This is a genomic window from Melioribacter sp. Ez-97 (genome assembly GCF_051488665.1).
GTDB lineage: Bacteria > Bacteroidota > Ignavibacteria > Ignavibacteriales > Melioribacteraceae > Melioribacter.
The window spans coordinates 494008-514742 of the sequence record NZ_JBPSEG010000001.1; the positions used below are offsets into that span (position 1 = coordinate 494008).

The following is a 20735-nucleotide window of genomic DNA, read 5'->3' on the forward strand; positions in this document are numbered from 1 at the left end:
AGGTTATCGTGAAAAAAGTATTATTACTTATTCTCTTTTCGGCGGCTGTTGCATTTGGACAAACACAGCCGTTTCAGCTGAAAGTCGGTTACGTCGATTCCGAAACAATTCTTGCTCAGTATCCTGCGGCTATCAAAGCGAAAAGCGATTTGGAAGCCCTGGTTTCAAAATGGAGACAACAGGTCGACAGCATGACTGCGGACCTTCAACAGGCTTATACCGAATTCCAGAAGCAAGCTCAAACCATGACACCCGAAAAACAAAAAGAAGCTCAGCAAAAACTCGTTGAGAAAGATCAAAAAATACAGCAATTCAGAGAACAAAAATTTTCTCAACCCAACGGCGAATATTTCCTGCGTCAGGAACAACTAATGGCTCCCGTTAAAGAAAAAGTATTCGAGGCTATAGAACAGATTGCAAAAGAAGAAGGAATGCATTATGTTCTCGACAAAGCGGGCGACGTTGTCGTACTCTATGCCGATCCGCAATTCGATATTACGTTCAAAGTGCTCGATCTTCTTAAAAGAGGTAAAAAATAAAAGTTAAGGTTATGAAGAAAATATTATTATTAATACTTGCTTTCTCTTCGGTCTCTTTTGCGCAACTGAAAATCGGTTATGTCGACAGTGAAGCAATTATGAGCCAGTTACCCGAAGCTCAGGACGCTCAGAAAAAACTCGACGCAATAATCAAAGAATGGCAGGAAGAGTTAAACAAAATGGAAAAAGACTGGAAAACCAAATACGAAGATTACGAAAAACGGAAATTAATTCTGAGCGAACAAAAGCGAGTCGAAATTGAAAAAGAGTTGGTTCAGTTGGAAGAACAGATTTCCAAATTCAGACAGGAAAAATTCGGAGTGCGAGGCGAGCTTTTCCAGAAGAAAGAGGAACTCGACAAACCGATTCTAAACAGAATTTTCAATGCGATCGAAGAGGTGGCAAAGGAAAATGATTTCGACTTTATTTTCGACAAAAGCGGCGACATTATGTTTCTTTACGCCAAAGAAGAATACGACGTGACTAATCTCGTTTTAGAAAAATTAAAATAAATCATTATGAAAATAAAATTGAAAGACGCCGCCGACTTTGTCGGCGGCACTGTTATTGGCAATCCCGAACTGGAAATATCTAACATTGCCAAGATAGAAGAAGCCGGCGAAGGCGATCTTACTTTTCTCTACCTGCCAGCTTATGAAAAATTTCTCGAAACGACTAAAGCTTCGGCAGTGATCATCAGTCCGAAATTCAAAAAAACCCGCTCTGATCTGAGCTACATCGAAATTGATAATCCGAACGTTGCAATACAAAAAATCATTTCGACTTTCTTAAAACCCGAAATTCATGTTCAGGGCGTCGATCCTTCGGCATCAGTCGACAGTACCGCCTTTCTCGGGAAAAATGTTACGCTCGGGAAAAATGTAGTGATTTCTTCCGGATGTAAAATCGGTGATAATTCCGTTATTCTTCATAACACGGTACTAATGGAAAATTCGACTGTCGGGAATAACTGCCTGATTTACCCGAACGTTACTATCCGGGAAAATACTTCCATTGGCAACAATGTAATAATTCATTCGAATTCATGCATCGGTTCCGACGGATTCGGATACGTAATGAATCAAAAGCATGAATACGAAAAGGTTCCTCAAATTGGAAACGTAGTTATTGAGGATGACGTGGAAATCGGTTCGAACGTTTCGATAGACAGAGCCGCCATCGGTTCCACTTTAATTAAAAAAGGAGTAAAGATAGATAATCTCGTTCAAATTGCTCACAATGTTCAAATCGGCGAGCACACAGCCATTGCCGCGCAAGCGGGCGTTTCCGGCAGCGCTAAAATCGGCAGACATTGTATGATTGCGGGACAATCCGGCTTTGTAGGACATATCGAAATTACGGACGGAGTAATTATCGGAGCGCAATCCGGAGTATCCAAATCGATAAAAAGACCCGGGAAATACAGAGGAACCCCCGCACAGGAAATGTCCGACCAGCTTCATATGGAAGCCCACATGAGAAACCTTCCGAAGTATGCAGAAAAAATTAAGAAATTAGAAGAAAAAATTGCATTTTTGGAGAGTCAAATTTCAGAATTAACGAAAGGTAATTAATGCTCGAACTCCAACGCACTATCGCAAAACCCGTTTCGCTTTCCGGTACGGGACTTCACACGGGAACTTCATGCACCATTACTTTCAAACCTGCGCCTGAAAACCACGGTATTAAATTTGTAAGAGTAGACCTCGGAGGGAATCCGGAAATTCCGGCTACCGTCGACTATGTGGTCGACCTTTCGAGAGGAACCACTTTGGCGGTAGGCGAAGCAAAAGTGCATACGGTAGAACACGTTCTGGCTGCAATCGTAGGTCTTCAAATCGACAATATTATTATCGAAATAGACGGCATAGAACCTCCTGTCGGAGACGGCAGCGCAATGCCGTTCGTAGAAAAATTATTGGAAGCGGGCTTTGTCACTCAGGACACTCCGAAAGATTACCTGGTCATAGATCAGGAAGTTATGTATCATGACGAAGAAAACGGAATTGATATAGTCGCTCTGCCTTTAAACGATTACCGCATTACCATTATGGTCGATTATCAAAATCCCGCTTTAGGCAGTCAGCATACAGGCATGTTCAATCTGGAAAAAGAATTCGTAAAAGAATTTGCTCCCGCGCGCACCTTCTGCTTTTTGAGCGAAGTCGAAATGTTAGCCGATCAGGGATTGATCAAAGGCGGAAATATCGACAACGCCGTTGTAATCGTCGATCACGATCTGGACGACGAAGGCCTTAATCGACTCAAAGGTAAACTTAAGCTGCCGGAAGATGTATCGGTTACGCACGAAGGATTTCTTTCACACAATAAATTACGATTCAAGAACGAGCCCGTTCGTCATAAACTTCTCGATATGCTGGGCGACCTTGCTCTAATCGGTGCGCCGATTAAAGCGCAGATACTTGCTGCCCGTCCGGGTCACAGAGCCAATGTAGAATTCGCAAAAAAGATACGGGCACTCTATCAACAAAAAAAACTCGTAAAAAAATATCAGTTCGTAAAAAAAGAAGGCGTGGTTTTCGACGCCAATGCAATTCAACGCATCCTGCCACACCGATATCCATTCCTTCTGGTCGACAAAATCATCGATCTCGAACTCGATAAAAGAGTAGTCGGCGTAAAATCGGTTACGATCAACGAGCCTTTCTTCCAGGGTCATTTCCCCGGGCAACCGATTATGCCGGGCGTTTTGATTGTCGAAGCAATGGCTCAGGTAAGCGGAATTATGGTGCTCAATTCTTTCATCGATCCCGACAATCATCTGGTTTATTTTATGAGCATTAACAACGCAAAGTTCAGAAAACCCGTTGTTCCGGGCGACCAGCTTGTTATGGAAGCCGAACTGATATCCAAGAAGTCGAAATACTTTTCCATTAAAGCGGCTGCCTACGTCGACGGCACACTAGTAGCCGAAGCCGAATTTATGGGAGCTATTATCGACAAAGAAAACAAAAAACAAGATTCATAAATTTTATGCCAACAACCATTCATCCTACTGCCATTGTCAGTCCGAAAGCTAAAATCGGCTCCAATGTAAGCGTCGGTCCTTTTGCAGTAATCGAAGACGACGTAGTAATCGGCGACGATTCGATAATCGGACAAAACGCATGCATCTACAACGGAGCAAGAATCGGCGACAGAGTTAAAATCTTTCAGGGCGCATCCGTATCCAATTTACCTCAGGATTTGAAATACAACGGAGAAGAAACTTATCTTTTTATCGGCGACGATACCGTAGTGCGCGAATTTGCAACGCTCCACAAAGGCACTACAGCCACGGGTAAAACGGTAATCGGTCAGAATTGCTTATTGATGGCATACACTCACGTAGCGCACGACTGCATTATAGGAAACAAAGTAATTTGTTCAAACGGCGTTCAGATAGCCGGTCACGTTACTATCGAAGACAATGTTATAATTGGCGGATTGAGCGCCGTCCATCAATTCGGTAAAATCGGTCAACATGCAATGGTAGGCGGCGGTTCGATGGTCAATATGGATGTGCCGCCTTACGTAATGACCAGCGGTTATCCTGCTCGATATATGGGTCTCAATATTGTCGGTTTACGCCGAAGGAATTTTTCGAACGACTCTATCAACGCCATTAAGGAAGCTTACAGAATACTCTATTTGTCGGGGCTTACGTTTCGTAACGCTCTCGATAAATTGAAATCCGAATTCCAATCCAACGAATTCGTAGAATCGATTGTCAAATTCATCGAAACTTCCGAGCGTGGAATATTGCGAAGATGAAGTGGCATTTGATTGAATACGGCGTTCAAACGGGCAAAGAAAATATGGACATCGATATTTCCCTTGCCAAGTCATGCGGTACTGACGAAGCATACTTCAGACTCTACGGCTGGAATCCTTATTGCATATCGCTCGGCGCCAATCAGAAATTCGAAGATATCGATACGGAAAAAACTTCGAAAGAATCGATTGATATAGTGCGAAGACCGACGGGAGGAAGAGCTATTTTGCACGCGGAAGAAATTACATATTCGGTAATAATTCCTTATTCGCACGAATTGACTCCGAAGAAAATTTACAAAGCGGTTTCCCTCGCTCTTATTGAAGGACTCAAATTGTACGATCCGGTTTTGGAGGAGCTATCGCTCGAAGATGAAAATCCTCACTTCCCTACGCTGCTTAAAGAGCCGGGAGGCGTTCTTTGCTTTGGCAGCTCGGCAAAAAACGAGATTAAATTCCGCGGGAAAAAAATTGTAGGAAGCGCTCAACGAAAAATGGATAAAGTGATATTGCAGCACGGCTCCATTTTGTGCGGGCGGTTTCACCGCAGACTTCCCGAGTTTGTAGCCGTTGACGATCCGACGCGTAAAGCGCTATCGAAAGAAATGGACGATAAGACCATCGAAATTGAATCGATCACTAATACTAAAACGGATTACGACAGGCTAAGCGAATGTCTTAAAGAAGGTTTTTCAAAATTCTGGAAAATTAATTTTGAAACCGTAAAAAATTCTAAAAGCGCGTTTTCATTCCAACAATCATAATATTATTTTTCCATTCGTAATTTTCGTAAATTCCATGCGACTATGAAAAAAATAATTGTATACTTTCTTTTTTGCGTACCGATTATCGTCGCTCAGTCAAACGGCAACGAATTCGATTTTTTTTTAAAAGGCGCTAATATTACCGATATCCATAAAGACGGACAGGATTTATGGGTAACTACAAACGGAAGCGGCATCTTTTTATTCCATAACGGTCAATGGCAACATTTTTCTACATCCAAAGGGAACATTCAACACGACTACTTTTTTTGCGTAACATCGAATAAAGATTACGTATGGGCTGGTTCGATAGACGGATTGTTCACTTACGACAAGAGAAGAAAAAATTGGTCGAAAAGAAAATTCGGACTCGGCGGACAATTGGCAAACTGGATACGCTCGATCGAATACGATCCGTACGCAAATGTCGTTTGGATCGGCAGGTTCAAATATCTTACAAAGTACGACTTGAAAACGCGACGATATACGGATTACGATTTGACTGTCGGGGGCAACAATCAATCGAATACTATTAAAACAATAAAAGTCGAAGGCGATTCTCTTGTCTGGTTCGGAACTGAAGCGGGTTTGCACAGATACGACAAATCGAAAGACCTGAACGATCCTTCGGCAATTACATTTTTCGACAACAGGTATAACTATTTCAACGGCGAAGGCGAACAAATATCGATATCCTCTATTCTATCCGAACGAAATTATCTTTGGATAGGGCTCGACGAATTTATAACCGAAGAACGCCCCGAATTCAACACGGGCGGATTGTTCCGATACGACAGAATCAACGACTGGCTCCGGTTCGACGTTACAAACGGACTGACGGGAAACGGCGTTTACGACCTTGCGTTGATTGGCAATTACATTTGCGCCTCGCTTTATCAGTTCGGAGTTCAAACAAAAGAGCCCTACGGCAGGGGACTTGTGTTAATCAACAGATTAAACAATCGGATAACTCCACTACGCGACGAGAGGATTCCCTCAACCGTAAATAAATTGTTTTTCGACGGCAGCTATTTATGGCTGGGAACCGACGACGGTTTGATTAGAATAAATTTCATTAACGAATTAGCGCAATGGAAATAGGAGATTGATAATGCTAAATATTTCTTACAAAAAACTATTGTCCTTGAAAGAAAAATTCAGAAACAAAAGAATTGCGGTTATCGGCGATATGATGCTCGACAGTTATTACAAAGGAAAGGTCAGCAGAATATCACCGGAAGCTCCGGTGCCTGTAGTCGAAGTTGACAACGAATTTTCGAGATTCGGCGGCGCATTAAACGTTGCATACAATATTTTAACGCTCGGCGGTACGCCTCTGCCTATTGGGATAATCGGCAACGACGCGGAAGGCAAACTCCTCAAAAAATTGATGAGGGATACAGGTATTACCGACGAAGCCATTTTTATCGACAAATCAAGACCGACTACGTCCAAAACGAGAGTGATCGCTCACAGTCAGCAAGTAGTGCGCGTCGATAAAGAATCGACCGCTCCCCTTTCGAAATCGATGGAAAAAAAAATTATCGATTATCTCAAACACGACTTTTCGAACATCGACGCCATAATTCTGCAGGATTATAATAAAGGCGTGCTTACGCGGAATCTTATTAAAGAAGTGATAAGCAAAGCAAACGAAGAGAACAAAATCATAACAGTAGACCCTAAATTCAATAATTTCTTTGAATATAAAAACGTTACTGTCTTTAAACCAAACAGAAAAGAAACCGAAGACGCATTGAGCATGAAGCTCCAAAGCGACGACGATATTTCAAAAGCCGGCGAAAAACTTCTCCATAATTTAAATGCTCGTTATATTTTATTAACTTTAGGCGAAGCGGGTATTGCGTTGTTTGAAAAAGGAAAACCCGAGAAACGTGTTCCTACCAAAGCGCGGAAGGTGGCGGATGTTTCCGGAGCAGGCGATACCGTAATATCGACAATTACTATTGCGCTGGCAGCGGGGGTCGATATTTACAACGCGGCTTATCTGGCAAATTATGCCGGCGGCATCGTATGTCAGGAAGTCGGTATCGTTCCGATAAACATTGATGATTTGATTAACGCAGTTAAGGAAGAATTGAAAAAATGAGCATAATTTTATCGCACGAAGAACTTATAAAAATAAGAGAGCAACTGGCGGCTCAGAACAAAAAAGTTGTATTCACAAACGGATGTTTCGATATAATTCACGCCGGTCATGTCGATTATTTAATTAAATCAAAACGGCTCGGCGATGTTTTGATTGTCGCCGTCAACTCGGACGAATCCGTCAGAAGAATTAAAGGCGAAAAAAGACCGATACTTAAGCAGGAAGAGAGAACTTTTATAGTTTCGAATCTAAAACCCGTCGATTATGTGACGGTTTTTGAAGAAGACACTCCATACGAAATAATAAAAAAACTTGTGCCGGATATTCTGGTTAAAGGAGCGGATTGGTCAAAGGATAAAATCGTAGGCGCCGATATAGTGGAAAGCAGAGGCGGTAAAGTTGAAACTATCGAGTTCGTCAACATTCAATCTACATCGAACATAATTAATACTATTTTAGATCGGTATAAATAATGCCGGCTGAAAAGAACAAATCGAAAAAGTCTTTGTTCAGAAAGATTGTAAATTTTTTTATTGCCGCGGCGTTGTTTATCGTCGGATTGATTGTTCTTTTCATCGGTTTTTCGCAGACCCGCACATTCCGGGATTACCTCAAGAACAGTCTAATTAAAATTGTCAGTACGAATACCGACGCAAAATTATCGATCGAGAACATTGAAGGCACAATTTTAACTTCCGTATTTATTAACAAACCTCTCTTGACCGTCGACAGGGATACGATTTTGTATGCGGACAAATTAATAATCAAAACTAGTCCGTTGCAACTATTGCTGAAAAGAATATACATAAGAGAACTGGAGTTAAACAACGCATCTGTCAATCTTTTACAGAACGAAAACGGCGACTGGAATTATTCGGCTCTCTTCAAACCGAAAGAGAAAGAAGACACTGCTTCGTCCGAATTTACATTTAAAATAATCGCGCCCAAAATAAGTCTTGTAAACGTCAATTTCAGAATGCAGAAATACGACCGCCGGGATTCGAATCTTGATTATAAACTATTTAACGCGGACGACATAAGAATTTCGAATATATATCTGAACGCCGAGGCGTTTCTTTCCCCTTCGGACAAAGCTTATATGCTCAACTTAAAGTCGATGTCGTTGAAGAGCAATTTCAATAATTTTATGATAAATAATCTGAGCGGCATATTCGAAGTCACGAGTAAATACGCTTCTGTGACCAATTTAAATCTCGTTACGGAACGTTCCGATATTTCCATCAGCGCGCGTCTCGACAGTCTGAATATTTTCAGCCACTTTAATCTGGAGGATTTCGAATCGTATCCCGTCGAGCTGAAAGCGGATATAAAAGCATTTGACTTCGACGATCTTTCGTCGTTTATCAAAAGCACGGAAATACTAAAAGGCAAACCGTCGCTCGCGCTCGATGCAAAAGGAAAATTCGGCAACATCAGAATTGATAATCTTTCACTCAATTATTCGGACACGGAATTAAATCTCAGCGGATACCTCAGAAACTTACACCGCCCTTCGGAATTATATATCGATGCAAACATCAAGAATTCCAATGTAGCTTATGAAAACGTCTTGAAACTGCTTCCCTCTCTGAATCTTCCCCGATTTAATAAACTCAAGCTTTCGAATCTGAATATCGATTATCACGGCTACCCGACAAATTTCGAAGCCAAACTGGCGGCAGAGACAGGCAAGAATCAAAGACTCGATCTCGACTGCGCCTTGAATCTGAATAAATCTCCCGTGGAATACAATATTAATTTTATTTCAAAGAACCTCAACCTTCAGCCCGTAATAAATATTCCTACTCGTATAAACGGCAAAGGAGTAATAACAGGCTCTTCTTTCAATCTGAAGGATCTCAATACAGTACTAAAATTGGAGGGGAGCGACTCGGATATCAATAACATTCCGGTATCCGAATTCAAAATCAATTCAACGGCGTCCGACGGAGAAATCGAGCTCGACGCATCAGCCTCGGGAGCGGCGGCGCGGCTCGATATCAAAGGCAATCTTACATTCCTTCCCGAATTCGTACCCCGTTACTTTTTAGTCGGAAGACTGAACAATCTTGACTTATCTAAATTTAACGACGACGAGAACTACAAAAGCGACCTCAATTTTTATTTCAAAGCCGACGGGATGAATTTTAATCCGGACAGTATAACCGGCACATTCTCGTTCGGAATCGATTCTTCTTCGATCAATAATAAGTTCATCGATTATGCCAATCTGGATTTGAAACTTGTCAACAGAAAGGATTACCGCGCAATAAATATCAACTCGGATTTGCTGGATTTTAATATCGAAGGTAATTTTTCGCTGAACGACGCCATTGCGCTGGTAAATTATCAAACGAACACAATTATAAAAGTCTTCAGGGAAAAAATTGAGAACGTCAACCCCATAAATATTGTCTACGGAAAAGAAGTTACGGATTCGGCGGTAATTGAATTGCCCGATGTGATCAAAAAAGATATTGAATTCGATTTTAATTTTACATTCAAGAATTTCGAAATTGTAGCAGCGCTCATAGGCAAGGAAAATCTCGACATTTCCGGAACGGGTTACGGCGCAGTAAAAAACAAGTCCCCGAATTTTTCCATCAACACGTCGATGAATCTCGATTATATCATTCTTCTGGACAAAGAATCTACTATCTATCTCTCTGATGTCGAAGCCGATATTAACTTCATCAGAAATAATTATTACAATTCTTTCGATAAATTATTCGGCATAGCTTCGTTTTCTTCGAAAAGATTCTACAGCGGGACGAATGTCGAAAATATTACGGCCGACCTCGTATTCAACCAGAGCAAATTGTTTTATAACTTATCTGCCGACATAGAGGACTACGCTTCGACCCATGCCGAAGGCTACCTTACTACGTCTCCCGCAGCCAAATACTTCAATATCAGCAGCCTTATGATCCGGTATAAAGATATCGAATGGAAAAGCAAAGACACAATCCGGGCAGTTTACGACGATAAAAATTTTCGTTTTGAAGATCTGAATTTATGGAGCGACACTACATACCTGACCGCTTCGGGATACATCGACAACGAACGCAATCAGAATATATCGATAGAGCTTAATAAGCTTTCGGGGAAAATAACGAGCGCTTATTTTCTCGGAGGCGAAGACCCGCTTCTTGACATCAACTGTAATTTGAACGCAGATATCAGGGGCTCTCTTAATTCCCCTTTAATCGAATCGAAAATTGATCTTAAATCGATTTACTATTCCGGTTACAATCTCGGCAAGATGGAAGGCAAATTGAATTACGGGAATAAAATTATAAACGCCGATTTTATATTTATGGATTCTACATACAATTATAACAAGCCCGTAATGACTATTAAAGGGACTATTCCATACGATCTTGCATTCACCGAAGTAGACGAAAGAGCGCCGGCGAATAAGGAAATGGAGATAAATATTTACTCCGATAACTTTAATCTGAAAACGCTTGGCAAAATTTTCCCGGGTATCGAAAATCAGAACGGTTTACTTTTATCTGACATTAAGATTCGAGGAAGCATCGACAATCCGAGCTACTTCGGCAATTTATCAGTAAACGACGGATCGTTTAAATTCCTGGCTAATAATATTAATTATTCGTTTGGTCTCCGCATTCGGCTTGACGATCAAAAAATCGACATCGATACGCTTTATATCTCAAACGCCGGCGGCGTTAAAAACGGAGGTACGATTTACGGCAAAGGCGCCATGTTGATGCAAGGATTTTCTTTGAAAGATTTATCGGTCAAAGCCAGAGGTAAGTTAGCCGTATTGGACGAGAATTCCAAAGCCGTTAGTCCGCAAATGTACGGCAATTTAACTATCGAAACCGACCCGGAATGGTTATTAACGTGGCGCGACGACCGTATTTTTATTCAGGGAAACGTACTTGTGAACAACGCCAATCTATATTACACATTAGGCGAAGAAACCGGAAGGACTCAAAACAACGATTATAAAATTGTTTTTCTGGTCGACTCTACGAAAATCGACAGGGAGCTTTTAAAATTTCAGGAAGTTCTGGAGCAGGAGAAAAAGCTGCGTAAAAATTTAATGAGCGGCAGGAAGTCCACAATTGATATTGACTACTCGTTGGGAATCAGAGTGCCTGACCGAGCGCAAATGGTCTTTATTCTATCCCAGATTGCAAATCAAAGACTGATTGTTGAAACTCGCGGCGATATGACTTACGAGAGTATTTCCGGAAACACACGCGCTCAGGGAGTCTTTGAGCTGTTAAACGGCTCCAAACTGGAATTCTTTAAAACATTCGACGCCGAAGGATTTATCCGATTCGAAAGCAGCATCTCCGAGCCTTATCTGGATATTACTGCGACATACATCAACGATTACGTCCCCCCTTCCGATCCGGACGCTACTCCCGAAGAAGTGGCAATTAAAATTTTCATAAAAGGACCTTTGTCGGCAATCGGGAAAAACCTGGTAAACAATCCGGAAAGTATTGCAATCTATGTGGGCAAAAAGAACATTCAAAGTAATGTGCGGGAAACCAAATACGATTATTCGGACGCTTTTTCTTTTATACTTTTCGGAAAATTCAAAAACGATTTAACCGCGCAGGACAGAGCCGAAACCGCGGGAATTCTGAGCGACTTCCAGAGTACAGCCACATCATTCCTCGGTTCGCTGCTTACTAACTTTGTGAACTCGGCGGTGGGAGATCTGGTTAATAATATACAAATTAGCAGAACCGGCGATCAAACGAAGTTTCGTTTTTCCGGAAAAATTCAGAACTTGCGATACAGTTTTGGCGGAACAACTGAAGTATTCCAGAATATTAACAAAGCCAACATAAAAATTGAATATCCGTTCAACCCGAGTTTCCTGATTCGATTGGAACGCAAAGACCCGATCATTCAAACTCCGGGACTGGACGAAAAAGTAAATGAACTTGCATTAAAATATAAATTCGAATTCTAAATGAAAAACAAAGTCAAAGCCTTCTTCAAGAAGCATCCCGGGCTTAAAATTAAAGCCAAGGATTTAGCGAAAAAATTGAATATCTCCTCCGAGCATGAATATGCGGAATTGAAGCATGTTCTTTTTAAACTTGCTCAGGAAGGATATTTAAACAAGTTGGGCAAACGATACCTGCTCAATTCGCCGGAACCTCAAAATCTGGTCGGCACACTTCAAATAGTTGAAAACGGAGCTTACGGTTTCGTAATTCTGAAAAACATCAAAAGGAACGACGTATTCGTAGCCGGTAAAAATCTGAATACAGCTATGGACGGCGATCTGGTTGAAGTAAAACTGCTCGAGAAGCAACGCGGCAAAAATATTGAAGGAATTATTACAAACGTTATTGAAAGAAAACGCAGCCAGATAGTCGGTATTTTGAAAAAAAGCGATTCTTTCTTTTTCGTTGAACCGGACGACCCGAGCATCCACCGGGACATTTACATTCCGCAGGCGAAACTAAAAGGCGCAAAAATCGGCGACAAAGTAGTCGTAGGAAATATCGTGTGGAAATCCCACAATCTGAATCCGGAAGGTCAGGTAATTGAAGTTCTGGGCAAAGCGGGTCTGTACGATACCGAAATCGCCTCGATTGCAAGAGAATTGGGATTGAAATATAAATTCCCGAAAAAAGTAATCAAAGAAGCCAATTCCATACCCGATACAATTCCGGACGAAGAAATCGCCAGACGGGTCGATTTCAGAAACAAGAACGTTTTTACGATCGACCCAGACGACGCGAAAGATTTCGACGACGCTCTTTCCGTAGAAGAACTGCCCAACGGCAATTACGAAGTCGGAATTCATATCGCAGATGTAAGTCATTACATCGACGACGACTCCTACCTGTTCGACGAAGCTCTGGAAAGAGGCAACAGCGTCTATATCGTAGGCAAAGTTATTCCGATGCTGCCGGAAAGATTATCCAATATAATCTGCTCGCTCAATCCCGGTACCGACCGACTTACCTATTCCGTAATAGTTGAAATGACTCCCAATGCAAAGATCGAGAGTTACGAAATTGTTAAAACTGTGATCAACAGCAAACGACGATTTACATACGACGAAGCGCAGGAAATTCTGGATACCGGAAAAGGAGACTTTAAAGACGAGCTTCTTTTGCTGAACAAACTGGCAAAAAAACTGAGGCAAAAAAGAATCAGGAAAGGGAGCATAAACTTTTTCAAGCCTGAGGTTGTCTTTAAACTGGATGAAAACGGCAAACCGGTTGACATCCGGGTTAAAGAAATCAAAGAAAGCAATAATCTTGTCGAAGAATTCATGTTGCTTGCAAATCAAATAGTGGCGCGACACGTAAAACCGGTCCGCAAGAAAAAGTCTGACGAATATCCGTTTATCTACAGGGTTCATGACGTGCCGGATCCGGACAAAATAAAAGAATTCGCGCGTTTTGTAAAATCGCTCGGGTATTCGTTTGATCCTAATTCAGCAAACAAGCCGATGGAATTTCAGAAACTGCTCGATTCGGCTAAAGGAAGCGAAGAAGAAGCGGTCATTAACGAAGTAGCCATCAGATCGATGGCAAAAGCAATCTATTCGACTAACAATATCGGTCACTACGGATTGGGATTTAAATATTACACCCACTTTACTTCCCCGATAAGACGCTTTGCCGACCTGATGGTGCATAAACTGATTTATGATTTCCTCAAAAACAAAAAAACAAAATATCGTATCGACGAACTCGAGGAAATTTGCGAACATATATCTGCCAAAGAGCGCGACGCTTTGAGCGCAGAAAGATTGTCGGTTAAATTGAAACAAATCGAGTATCTGAAAGGTAAACTTGGAGAAGAATTCGAAGGAGTTGTTTCGGGTATAACAAACTTTGGCATTTTCGTTGAGTTAAAAGACACGCTGGCGGAAGGCTTGATTAAATTGAGAGATATGGAAGACGACTATTATATCTTCGACGAAAAAAATTATCTGCTTATCGGCAAACGTACAGGCAGGAGCATTCGGCTCGGAGATAAAATAAAAGTGCAACTTATTCGACTCGATGAAGAAAAACGCGAAATTGATTTTATTTTAATCGATTAATTGTCCGGAGCTGAGACAATGAAAAAATTTATTTTGTTTTTCCTGTTGTTTGCACAAGCGGCTGTTTACCCGCAATTCGGGCAAAACAAGGTTCAATATAAAACTTACGACTGGTATTACATCCAAACGAAACATTTCGACATTTATTTTGCCGACGGCGGAGATACGATGGCGGAGTTTGCCGCTCATGCAGCTGAAGACGCTCTCAAAAGAATCGAAGACGATTTCAACTACCGGATCAACAACAGAATCATTCTGATTCTCTATAATTCACATAATGATTTTCAGGAAACCAACATCACAGACCAATACACAGGTCAAGGCGTCGGCGGTTTTACAGAACCATTTAAAAACCGGGTCGTTATTCCTTTTGAAGGTTCTTATGAAAAATTCAGACATGTAATTCATCACGAGTTGGTTCACGCCGTCATGCAGGATATGTATTTCGGCGGCTCCATTCAAAATATTATCTCTAAAGGCATTACGCTCCAGTTGCCGCATTGGTTTATGGAAGGATCTGCCGAATACTTTTCCCAGGGATGGGAGACTTATACGGACATGTTCATCAGGAACGCAATAATCAGCGAGGTCTTGCCCGATATTCAGGGTCTGAGCGGATACCTCGGCTATCGCGGCGGGCAATCGGTTTTTAAATATATAGCCGATACATACGGCAGGGAAAAACTGGGCGAGTTAATTAATAAGATTCAGGGACTCGGATCGCTCGAAGCCGCAATGAAAGCTTCGCTTGGAATCGACCTGGAAGAATTGAATGAAAGATGGAAAAAAGCCTTAAAAAAGATTACTGGCCCGATATTGCCAATTATAAAGACCCGGATGAATTTGCAAAAAGATTAACGGACAACAAAAAGCAATACGGATTTTATAACACAAGCCCGGCTCTCTCCCCTCAAGGCGATAAGATCGCTTTCATATCCGACAGAGACATTTTCCTCGACGTCTATATAATGGACGCTATCGAAGGAAAAATAATCAAGAAAGTAGTCGAAAGCGGCAAAGCCGCAGATTTTGAAGAATTGAATATTCTGTACCCCTCGTTGACTTGGGCGCCTGATAACATCCGCATAGCGCTTTCTACAAAGAGCAGCGGATACGACGTAATTTCCGTAATCAATACGGAAACGGGCGAAACCGAAGAGCTTCCGTTCCGCTTGCCGGGCATCGAATCGGTCGACTGGTCTCACGACGGTTCCAAAATTGCTTTCTCGGCTCATAATGAAAAACAATCCGATATCTACGTCTATGATTTCGAAAAGAAACAACTGATTAACGTAACCAACGACATATTCAGCGATACGGACCCCAAATGGACTCCAGACGGCTCAAAAATTATTTTTTCTTCCGACCGCCAGGAATATACAGAACCCGATATGATTCCCGACGATTTTATGATGAGCAACCATAACTACAATCAGCTCGACCTCTACATGGTTGACGTCGATTCCTATAAAATTGAGAGAATAACGGATTGGAATTTAAGCAACGAAAGGTATCCCGAAGTTTCGCCGGACGGCAATGAAATTCTTTTCATCTCCGACAGAAACGGAATCAACAATATTTACCGGAAAAAAATTGCGCCCGACTCTACCGAATCGATTGTCGATATAAAAGCTTATCCGATTTCGAATTCGCTCTGCGAAATCAGCCAGCCTTCGATCTCTTACGACGGGAAAAAACTCGTATTTACCGCTCTTTATAAGCAGGGATATAATCTTTTTATGCTGAATAATCCCTTTGACATGAGCCCCGTTGCGGACTCGTTAAAACCTACGAAATATATGGAATCACTGCTCAGGAAAGACGCGTACGTTTTGACCGATTCAGTTGAAGTTGATTCCCTCCAATTAGCGGAAGAAGCCCGGCAGGATTCCGCAGACGATAAGTCGTCCCCAAAATTTTTCGTCGGACAATATAAAGAAGATGAAGATCAGGACACAACAAGCTATGATTTAAGCAGGTACGTTTTCGGAAAAATCGAAGACAGCGACAGCGCCCGGGTAATAGCAAAACAAAAATTATTTACGGAAAAACTCGACGACGAAGGCAATTATCTTGTCAACAGATACAAAGTTAATTTCACGCCCGATTTAATTTACGCAAATGCAGGATACAGCACGCTTTACGGATTGTTGGGCACGACGGTTCTTTCATTCAGCGATGTGCTTGGCAATCATCGTCTGATCGGAATTACAAGTTTACAAGTCGACTTAAAAAACAGCGATTACGGACTTGCATACTATTACCTCGAAAAGCGTATGGATTTCGGAATAGAAGCTTTTCATACCGCGCGATTTCTTTACCGAACAACATTCTTCGGATACGAACTATACAGATTCCGCAATTTCGGACTGGTAACGTCGTTCAGCTATCCGTTCAATCGTTTTTATCGAATCGACGGTTCGCTCAGCATAATGAGCGTTTCGGCTGAAAATCTGGATAACTATTTCGAACCGGTGGATAAATCGACTTATACGGTGCCGGCAGTAAGTTTTGTTCACGACAACTCTTTGTGGGGCTATACCTCCCCGATTGAAGGCACCCGGTATTCCGTTACGTTATTCGGCAACACAGGATTCTTCAACACAAAGCAGAGTTTCTATTCGATTAACTGGGATTACAGAAAATATTTCAGGTTCTTTTTCGACAATTCATTTGCAGTACGTTTATCCGGCGGTTATTCAGGCGGCGGAAATCCTCAAAGATTTTTTATGGGCGGAACGGAAAATTGGATTAACAGAAGTTTCGCTACCCAGGATGTCCCCGTACAGTCGGCATCCGACTTTGCATTTTTATCGCCTGCAATGCCGATGAGGGGTTACGATTACGCAGAGCAAATCGGCACAAAATACTCGCTTCTGAATCTGGAATTGAGAATGCCGATTATAAGATACCTGCTTACGGGTCCTCTTCCCCTCTTTTTCCAGAATATTTTGGGAACCGCATTTCTCGACGCAGGAACTGCATGGACGGATAATTCCAAATTAAAATTATTCGGTCGTAACAGCGACGGCGCTTTGGTAACAGACGACCTGTTACTCGGTACGGGTGTCGGTTTCCGGATTTATATGCTGTTCCTCTGGAAAATTGAAATAGCCTGGAAATGGAATTTGGAAGGTTTCTCAAAACCGAGATATTACTTATCGATTGGATTAGACTTTTAGAGAGCTGCCGTTTTGCCCCGGCAGCTCTCTCCGCAGTTAGTCTTTTTTTGAATCGTTTTTTCCCGAAGAATTGGATTTGACTTTATAATCCGTATGGTAAAATCCGCTTCCTTTGAAAATGGGACCCGCGCCGGGTCCGATAAGCCTTTTTACAGCTCCGCCGCACTTGGGACAAGTGGAAAGTGGTTCGTCTGAAATTTTTTGAAATTCTTCAAACAAATAACCGCAATCATTACACTTATATTCGTATGTTGGCATATTTACTCCCGGTTTGTCATAAAATCAGTAAAATTAATCCGTAAAAATAAAAACATTAACAGAGAAAAACACTATACTTATTAGATAGAATTTTTGCATATTTGATTCTGAAAAAAATTGCCGGATCTATGAAAAAAATCATTTTACTGTTGTTCCTTTCGGCCATAATGACCGGATGTCTCAATTACACTCAGGTAACTACAATTAAAACAGACGGCTCGGGTAAAATGTTCATTCACTATTGGATGAAATGGACTTCTCAAAGAGATTCTATAATTGTAGAACAATTAGGGCTCTTCAATCCCGACTCTGTTCGAAAAGAATTCACTTCGGAGTTCAACAAATTGACAAGCGTAGTAACCTATCGTAATTACAACGACAGTACAATCCACACGCAGGTTGAATTCGAATTTACAAACCTCGATTCGCTTAACGCCACGCCAATATTCAGAGATTCAAAACTCAGCATTAAAGAAATCGACGACAACACAAAAGTATTTTCTCAATTTATTAAGCCTGTAGCTACCGGTTTCGGATTTGAGAGCGGTAATTTCTCCCTGACGTTCATCTATTACCTGCCGGGAGAAATTTTAAGCCACAATGCAACCGAAATAACGCGCAATAAACTCACATGGAAGTACTCTCTCGACGAAATCGGAACGGGAAAATATATAACCGCCACCTACAGACCATTTAAATTAAAAGAAACTCCGCGCTGGATTTATTATGCGGCGCTTTTCGTGCTTCTGACGGTAATTGTCTTTCTATTTACAAAAAGAGTACGTTAATGCCGGTTTGACTAACCTTAAGTAATTAATTATATTTGTGGCTTGTTTTAGAAGAATAAATCGAATCTGAGAAATTGGAAAACGCACCATTAATATTTTCCGGTACATCAAACCCGGAGCTGACGCGCAAAATATGCAATTATCTTCATTTAAAAGAAGGTAAAATCGATATACGGCGATTCAGCGACGGAGAAATTTGGGTAAAATTCCTCCAGAATATACGCGGGCAGGACGTTTATATTGTACAGTCGACGCAGCCCCCGGCAGAAAATTTAATGGAGTTGTTAATAATGATCGACGCCGCCAAAAGAGCGTCGGCTAAACGTGTTACTGCGGTTTTGCCATATTTCGGTTATGCGCGGCAGGACAGAAAAGACCAGCCGCGGGTTTCGATAACGGCAAAATTGGTGGCAAATCTGATTACAGTCGCGGGCGCCGACCGCGTCATTACGATGGACCTCCATGCGGCGCAGATTCAGGGATTTTTCGATATCCCCTTTGACCACTTGTACGCTTCTCCGATTTTCACTCATCTTTTCAAGGATCAAATAGAGAATTTGGTCGTGGTTTCGCCCGACGTTGGAGGAATTAAACTGGCAAGGTCATACGCCAACCGTTTAAACGCCGGACTCGTGGTTATCGACAAGAGAAGGCCCAAACACAACGTGGTTGAAGTAATGCATCTCATTGGCGATGTGGAAGGGAAAAACGTATTGATTGTAGACGATTTAGTCGATACGGGAGGAACTTTCGTTTCGGCTGTAAAAGCGTTGAAAGACAACGGCGCAAACCAAATTTACGGGGCTGTAACTCATCCGCTTTTATCTGGCGAAGCTATTTCCAAAATCGAATCTTCGCCTTTGAATAAATTATACGTAACCGACAGTATTCCTTTAAAACACAAATGCGATAAAATCGAAGTAAGAACCTCTTCGACGCTTCTTGCCGAAGCGATTATACGCTCGAACAGAAATGAATCGATCAGTTCATTATTCGAAATAGATAAAGATAAATAAATTAGTACAAAGGAGTGATAAACGATGTCAGAACTCACAATCAAAGCAAAACGCAGAGTACTTACCACCAAAGGCGCGGTGAATAAATTACGCAAAGCAGGTAACGTACCGGGAATATTCTATGTCAGCGGTCAGGAACCGATTCCGGTTTATTTAACCGAATCAGCCCTTAGACCGTTAGTCTATACTGCTGAAACTCATATTATCAATCTGGTTATTGACGAAGACGAGCCTCGCAAGGCTATTGTTAAAGACGTTCAGTTCGATCCCGTTACCGACAAAATGATTCATTGCGACATAATGGGAATTTCTCTCGACCACGAAATTCAGGTTGAAGTTCCTGTTGTTCTCGAAGGCGCTTCCGTCGGAGTCAAAGAAGGCGGTATTTTGCAGCAATTAATGCATAAGCTTACAATTACATGTCTACCCGGAAATATCCCCGAACATATCAGCGTCGATATTACAAATCTGAAAATCGGGGAATCCGTTCATGTTAAAGATATTGTTACGGATAAATATAAAATCGACCATAACGAAGACGTTGTGATTGCTTCCGTAGTTCACGCAAGAGTTCAGGAAGAAGTTCCGGCTGAGGAAACGGAAGAAACTCAAGAACCCGAAGTGATTTCGAAAGGCAAGTCCGAGGAAACTGAGGAATAAATCGCAATTGCGCGCTGTAATAGGTCTCGGCAATCCGGGCAAAGAATACGAAAATACTCGACATAATATTGGATTTATTGTTCTTGACCGTTTTGCCGATCTGCATAACCTCAATTTTAAACCTGAATACAACTATTTGATATCGGAAGGCTCGATAGGGTCTTCCGATTTTATTTTGGTTAAACCGGTCACATTTATGAACCTCAGCGGACTCGCCGTTAAAAACTTGCTGCGCAAATATGAAATCCCGACCGAAGAAATGCTCGTTATTACGGACGACATCTATCTTGAAGCCGGAAGACTCCGAATACGCAAAAGCGGCGGCGACGGAGGTCATAACGGCTTGAAATCGATTATCGAACATCTGGAGTCCAATAATTTCCCCCGTTTAAGATTCGGAATAGGAGAGCCCGGGGATTTGACATTGTCAGAATATGTACTTTCCCCTTTCCCCGAAGACGAACTTAAAACAATTAATTCGTCGGTTGAAAAAGCAGTTCAACTGACTGAATGCTTCGTATCCGGAGGCTATAAAGCCATGCTCGACCATTTCAGCAAAATATCTTCCGGCGGAAAATCGGGAT

Annotated in this window: 18 protein-coding genes; 17 read left to right on the forward strand and 1 reads right to left on the reverse strand. The window is 41.8% G+C overall.

The genetic code is table 11. The features are described 5' to 3' along the window. The first annotated feature begins 8 nt into the window (after positions 1 to 8). The 13 genes from ACSSWA_RS02195 to ACSSWA_RS02255 are packed head-to-tail and all read left to right on the forward strand — an operon-like array spanning position 9 to position 17429. Positions 9 to 539 (forward strand): OmpH family outer membrane protein, encoded by a 531-nt coding sequence (locus ACSSWA_RS02195; protein ID WP_437354954.1) that lies wholly within the window; start codon positions 9 to 11, stop codon positions 537 to 539. A gap of 11 nt (positions 540 to 550) precedes the next feature. Then, entirely contained in the window at positions 551 to 1051 is a 501-nt protein-coding gene (locus tag ACSSWA_RS02200; RefSeq protein ID WP_437354955.1) for an OmpH family outer membrane protein, read from the forward strand. 6 nt (positions 1052 to 1057) lie between these two features. After that, on the forward strand, positions 1058 to 2113 hold the full coding sequence (gene lpxD / locus ACSSWA_RS02205) for a UDP-3-O-(3-hydroxymyristoyl)glucosamine N-acyltransferase (RefSeq protein WP_437354956.1): 1056 nt from the start codon (positions 1058 to 1060) through the stop codon (positions 2111 to 2113). Beyond that, entirely contained in the window at positions 2113 to 3528 is a 1416-nt protein-coding gene (locus ACSSWA_RS02210) for a bifunctional UDP-3-O-[3-hydroxymyristoyl] N-acetylglucosamine deacetylase/3-hydroxyacyl-ACP dehydratase (protein WP_437354957.1), read from the forward strand. The genes lpxD and ACSSWA_RS02210 overlap by 1 nt, the downstream gene beginning before the upstream one ends. A 5-nt stretch (positions 3529 to 3533) precedes the next feature. After that, positions 3534 to 4313, forward strand: a complete 780-nt coding sequence (gene lpxA / locus ACSSWA_RS02215) for an acyl-ACP--UDP-N-acetylglucosamine O-acyltransferase (protein ID WP_437354958.1) — start codon at positions 3534 to 3536, stop codon at positions 4311 to 4313. Next, positions 4310 to 5077 (forward strand): lipoate--protein ligase family protein, encoded by a 768-nt coding sequence (locus ACSSWA_RS02220; RefSeq protein ID WP_437354959.1) that lies wholly within the window; start codon positions 4310 to 4312, stop codon positions 5075 to 5077. Before lpxA ends, ACSSWA_RS02220 begins: the two co-directional genes overlap by 4 nt. A 42-nt stretch (positions 5078 to 5119) precedes the next feature. Then, positions 5120 to 6178 carry a hypothetical protein gene (locus ACSSWA_RS02225; RefSeq protein WP_437354960.1) on the forward strand — a complete coding sequence of 353 codons (1059 nt, stop codon included), beginning with the start codon at positions 5120 to 5122 and terminating at the stop codon, positions 6176 to 6178. A gap of 10 nt (positions 6179 to 6188) precedes the next feature. Then, the gene (gene rfaE1 / locus ACSSWA_RS02230) at positions 6189 to 7187 is read left to right on the forward strand and encodes a D-glycero-beta-D-manno-heptose-7-phosphate kinase (RefSeq protein ID WP_437354961.1); all 999 of its coding nucleotides are present in this window, start codon (positions 6189 to 6191) and stop codon (positions 7185 to 7187) included. Continuing rightward, positions 7184 to 7660 carry a D-glycero-beta-D-manno-heptose 1-phosphate adenylyltransferase gene (rfaE2, locus tag ACSSWA_RS02235; protein WP_437354962.1) on the forward strand — a complete coding sequence of 159 codons (477 nt, stop codon included), beginning with the start codon at positions 7184 to 7186 and terminating at the stop codon, positions 7658 to 7660. Before rfaE1 ends, rfaE2 begins: the two co-directional genes overlap by 4 nt. Next, positions 7660 to 12147 (forward strand): hypothetical protein, encoded by a 4488-nt coding sequence (locus ACSSWA_RS02240; protein WP_437354963.1) that lies wholly within the window; start codon positions 7660 to 7662, stop codon positions 12145 to 12147. The genes rfaE2 and ACSSWA_RS02240 overlap by 1 nt, the downstream gene beginning before the upstream one ends. Continuing rightward, a complete protein-coding gene (rnr, locus tag ACSSWA_RS02245; RefSeq protein WP_437354964.1) occupies positions 12148 to 14247 on the forward strand; it encodes a ribonuclease R in 2100 nt (699 codons plus the stop codon). An 18-nt stretch (positions 14248 to 14265) separates the two neighbouring features. Next, positions 14266 to 15105, forward strand: a complete 840-nt coding sequence (locus tag ACSSWA_RS02250; protein ID WP_437354965.1) for a peptidase MA family metallohydrolase — start codon at positions 14266 to 14268, stop codon at positions 15103 to 15105. Further along, positions 15027 to 17429: a peptidase MA family metallohydrolase gene (locus ACSSWA_RS02255; RefSeq protein WP_437354966.1), complete on the forward strand. Its 2403-nt coding sequence runs from the start codon at positions 15027 to 15029 to the stop codon at positions 17427 to 17429. The genes ACSSWA_RS02250 and ACSSWA_RS02255 overlap by 79 nt, the downstream gene beginning before the upstream one ends. Positions 17430 to 17465: 36 nt before the next feature. On the opposite strand, the gene ACSSWA_RS02260 is transcribed toward ACSSWA_RS02255, so the two are convergent. Beyond that, positions 17466 to 17687 carry an FmdB family zinc ribbon protein gene (locus ACSSWA_RS02260; RefSeq protein ID WP_437354967.1) on the reverse strand — a complete coding sequence of 74 codons (222 nt, stop codon included), beginning with the start codon at positions 17685 to 17687 and terminating at the stop codon, positions 17466 to 17468. 128 nt (positions 17688 to 17815) lie between these two features. On the opposite strand from ACSSWA_RS02260, the gene ACSSWA_RS02265 reads away from it, so the two are divergent. The 4 genes from ACSSWA_RS02265 to pth form a co-directional block, all read left to right on the forward strand. Next, positions 17816 to 18475: a hypothetical protein gene (locus tag ACSSWA_RS02265; RefSeq protein ID WP_437354968.1), complete on the forward strand. Its 660-nt coding sequence runs from the start codon at positions 17816 to 17818 to the stop codon at positions 18473 to 18475. A 74-nt stretch (positions 18476 to 18549) separates the two neighbouring features. After that, positions 18550 to 19491: a ribose-phosphate diphosphokinase gene (locus ACSSWA_RS02270; protein ID WP_437354969.1), complete on the forward strand. Its 942-nt coding sequence runs from the start codon at positions 18550 to 18552 to the stop codon at positions 19489 to 19491. Between the two features lie 24 nt (positions 19492 to 19515). Beyond that, on the forward strand, positions 19516 to 20151 hold the full coding sequence (locus ACSSWA_RS02275) for a 50S ribosomal protein L25 (protein ID WP_437354970.1): 636 nt from the start codon (positions 19516 to 19518) through the stop codon (positions 20149 to 20151). A 7-nt stretch (positions 20152 to 20158) separates the two neighbouring features. Further along, positions 20159 to 20735: aminoacyl-tRNA hydrolase (gene pth, locus ACSSWA_RS02280; protein ID WP_437354971.1), on the forward strand; the 577-nt coding region annotated here is incomplete at its 3' end.

What these genes read in the sequence shown, in the direction of transcription:
- ACSSWA_RS02240 (WP_437354963.1), top strand. Translation starts at nt 7,660, where the DNA reads ATGCCGGCTGAAAAGAACAAATCGAAAAAGTCTTTGTTCAGAAAGATT.
- lpxD (WP_437354956.1), top strand. Translation starts at nt 1,058, where the DNA reads ATGAAAATAAAATTGAAAGACGCCGCCGACTTTGTCGGCGGCACTGTT.
- ACSSWA_RS02200 (WP_437354955.1), top strand. Translation starts at nt 551, where the DNA reads ATGAAGAAAATATTATTATTAATACTTGCTTTCTCTTCGGTCTCTTTT.
- ACSSWA_RS02255 (WP_437354966.1), top strand. Translation starts at nt 15,027, where the DNA reads ATGGAAAAAAGCCTTAAAAAAGATTACTGGCCCGATATTGCCAATTAT.
- rfaE1 (WP_437354961.1), top strand. Translation starts at nt 6,189, where the DNA reads ATGCTAAATATTTCTTACAAAAAACTATTGTCCTTGAAAGAAAAATTC.
- rfaE2 (WP_437354962.1), top strand. Translation starts at nt 7,184, where the DNA reads ATGAGCATAATTTTATCGCACGAAGAACTTATAAAAATAAGAGAGCAA.
- ACSSWA_RS02275 (WP_437354970.1), top strand. Translation starts at nt 19,516, where the DNA reads ATGTCAGAACTCACAATCAAAGCAAAACGCAGAGTACTTACCACCAAA.
- ACSSWA_RS02250 (WP_437354965.1), top strand. Translation starts at nt 14,266, where the DNA reads ATGAAAAAATTTATTTTGTTTTTCCTGTTGTTTGCACAAGCGGCTGTT.
- ACSSWA_RS02210 (WP_437354957.1), top strand. Translation starts at nt 2,113, where the DNA reads ATGCTCGAACTCCAACGCACTATCGCAAAACCCGTTTCGCTTTCCGGT.
- ACSSWA_RS02260 (WP_437354967.1), bottom strand. Translation starts at nt 17,687, where the DNA reads ATGCCAACATACGAATATAAGTGTAATGATTGCGGTTATTTGTTTGAA.
- ACSSWA_RS02265 (WP_437354968.1), top strand. Translation starts at nt 17,816, where the DNA reads ATGAAAAAAATCATTTTACTGTTGTTCCTTTCGGCCATAATGACCGGA.
- ACSSWA_RS02225 (WP_437354960.1), top strand. Translation starts at nt 5,120, where the DNA reads ATGAAAAAAATAATTGTATACTTTCTTTTTTGCGTACCGATTATCGTC.
- ACSSWA_RS02220 (WP_437354959.1), top strand. Translation starts at nt 4,310, where the DNA reads ATGAAGTGGCATTTGATTGAATACGGCGTTCAAACGGGCAAAGAAAAT.
- rnr (WP_437354964.1), top strand. Translation starts at nt 12,148, where the DNA reads ATGAAAAACAAAGTCAAAGCCTTCTTCAAGAAGCATCCCGGGCTTAAA.
- lpxA (WP_437354958.1), top strand. Translation starts at nt 3,534, where the DNA reads ATGCCAACAACCATTCATCCTACTGCCATTGTCAGTCCGAAAGCTAAA.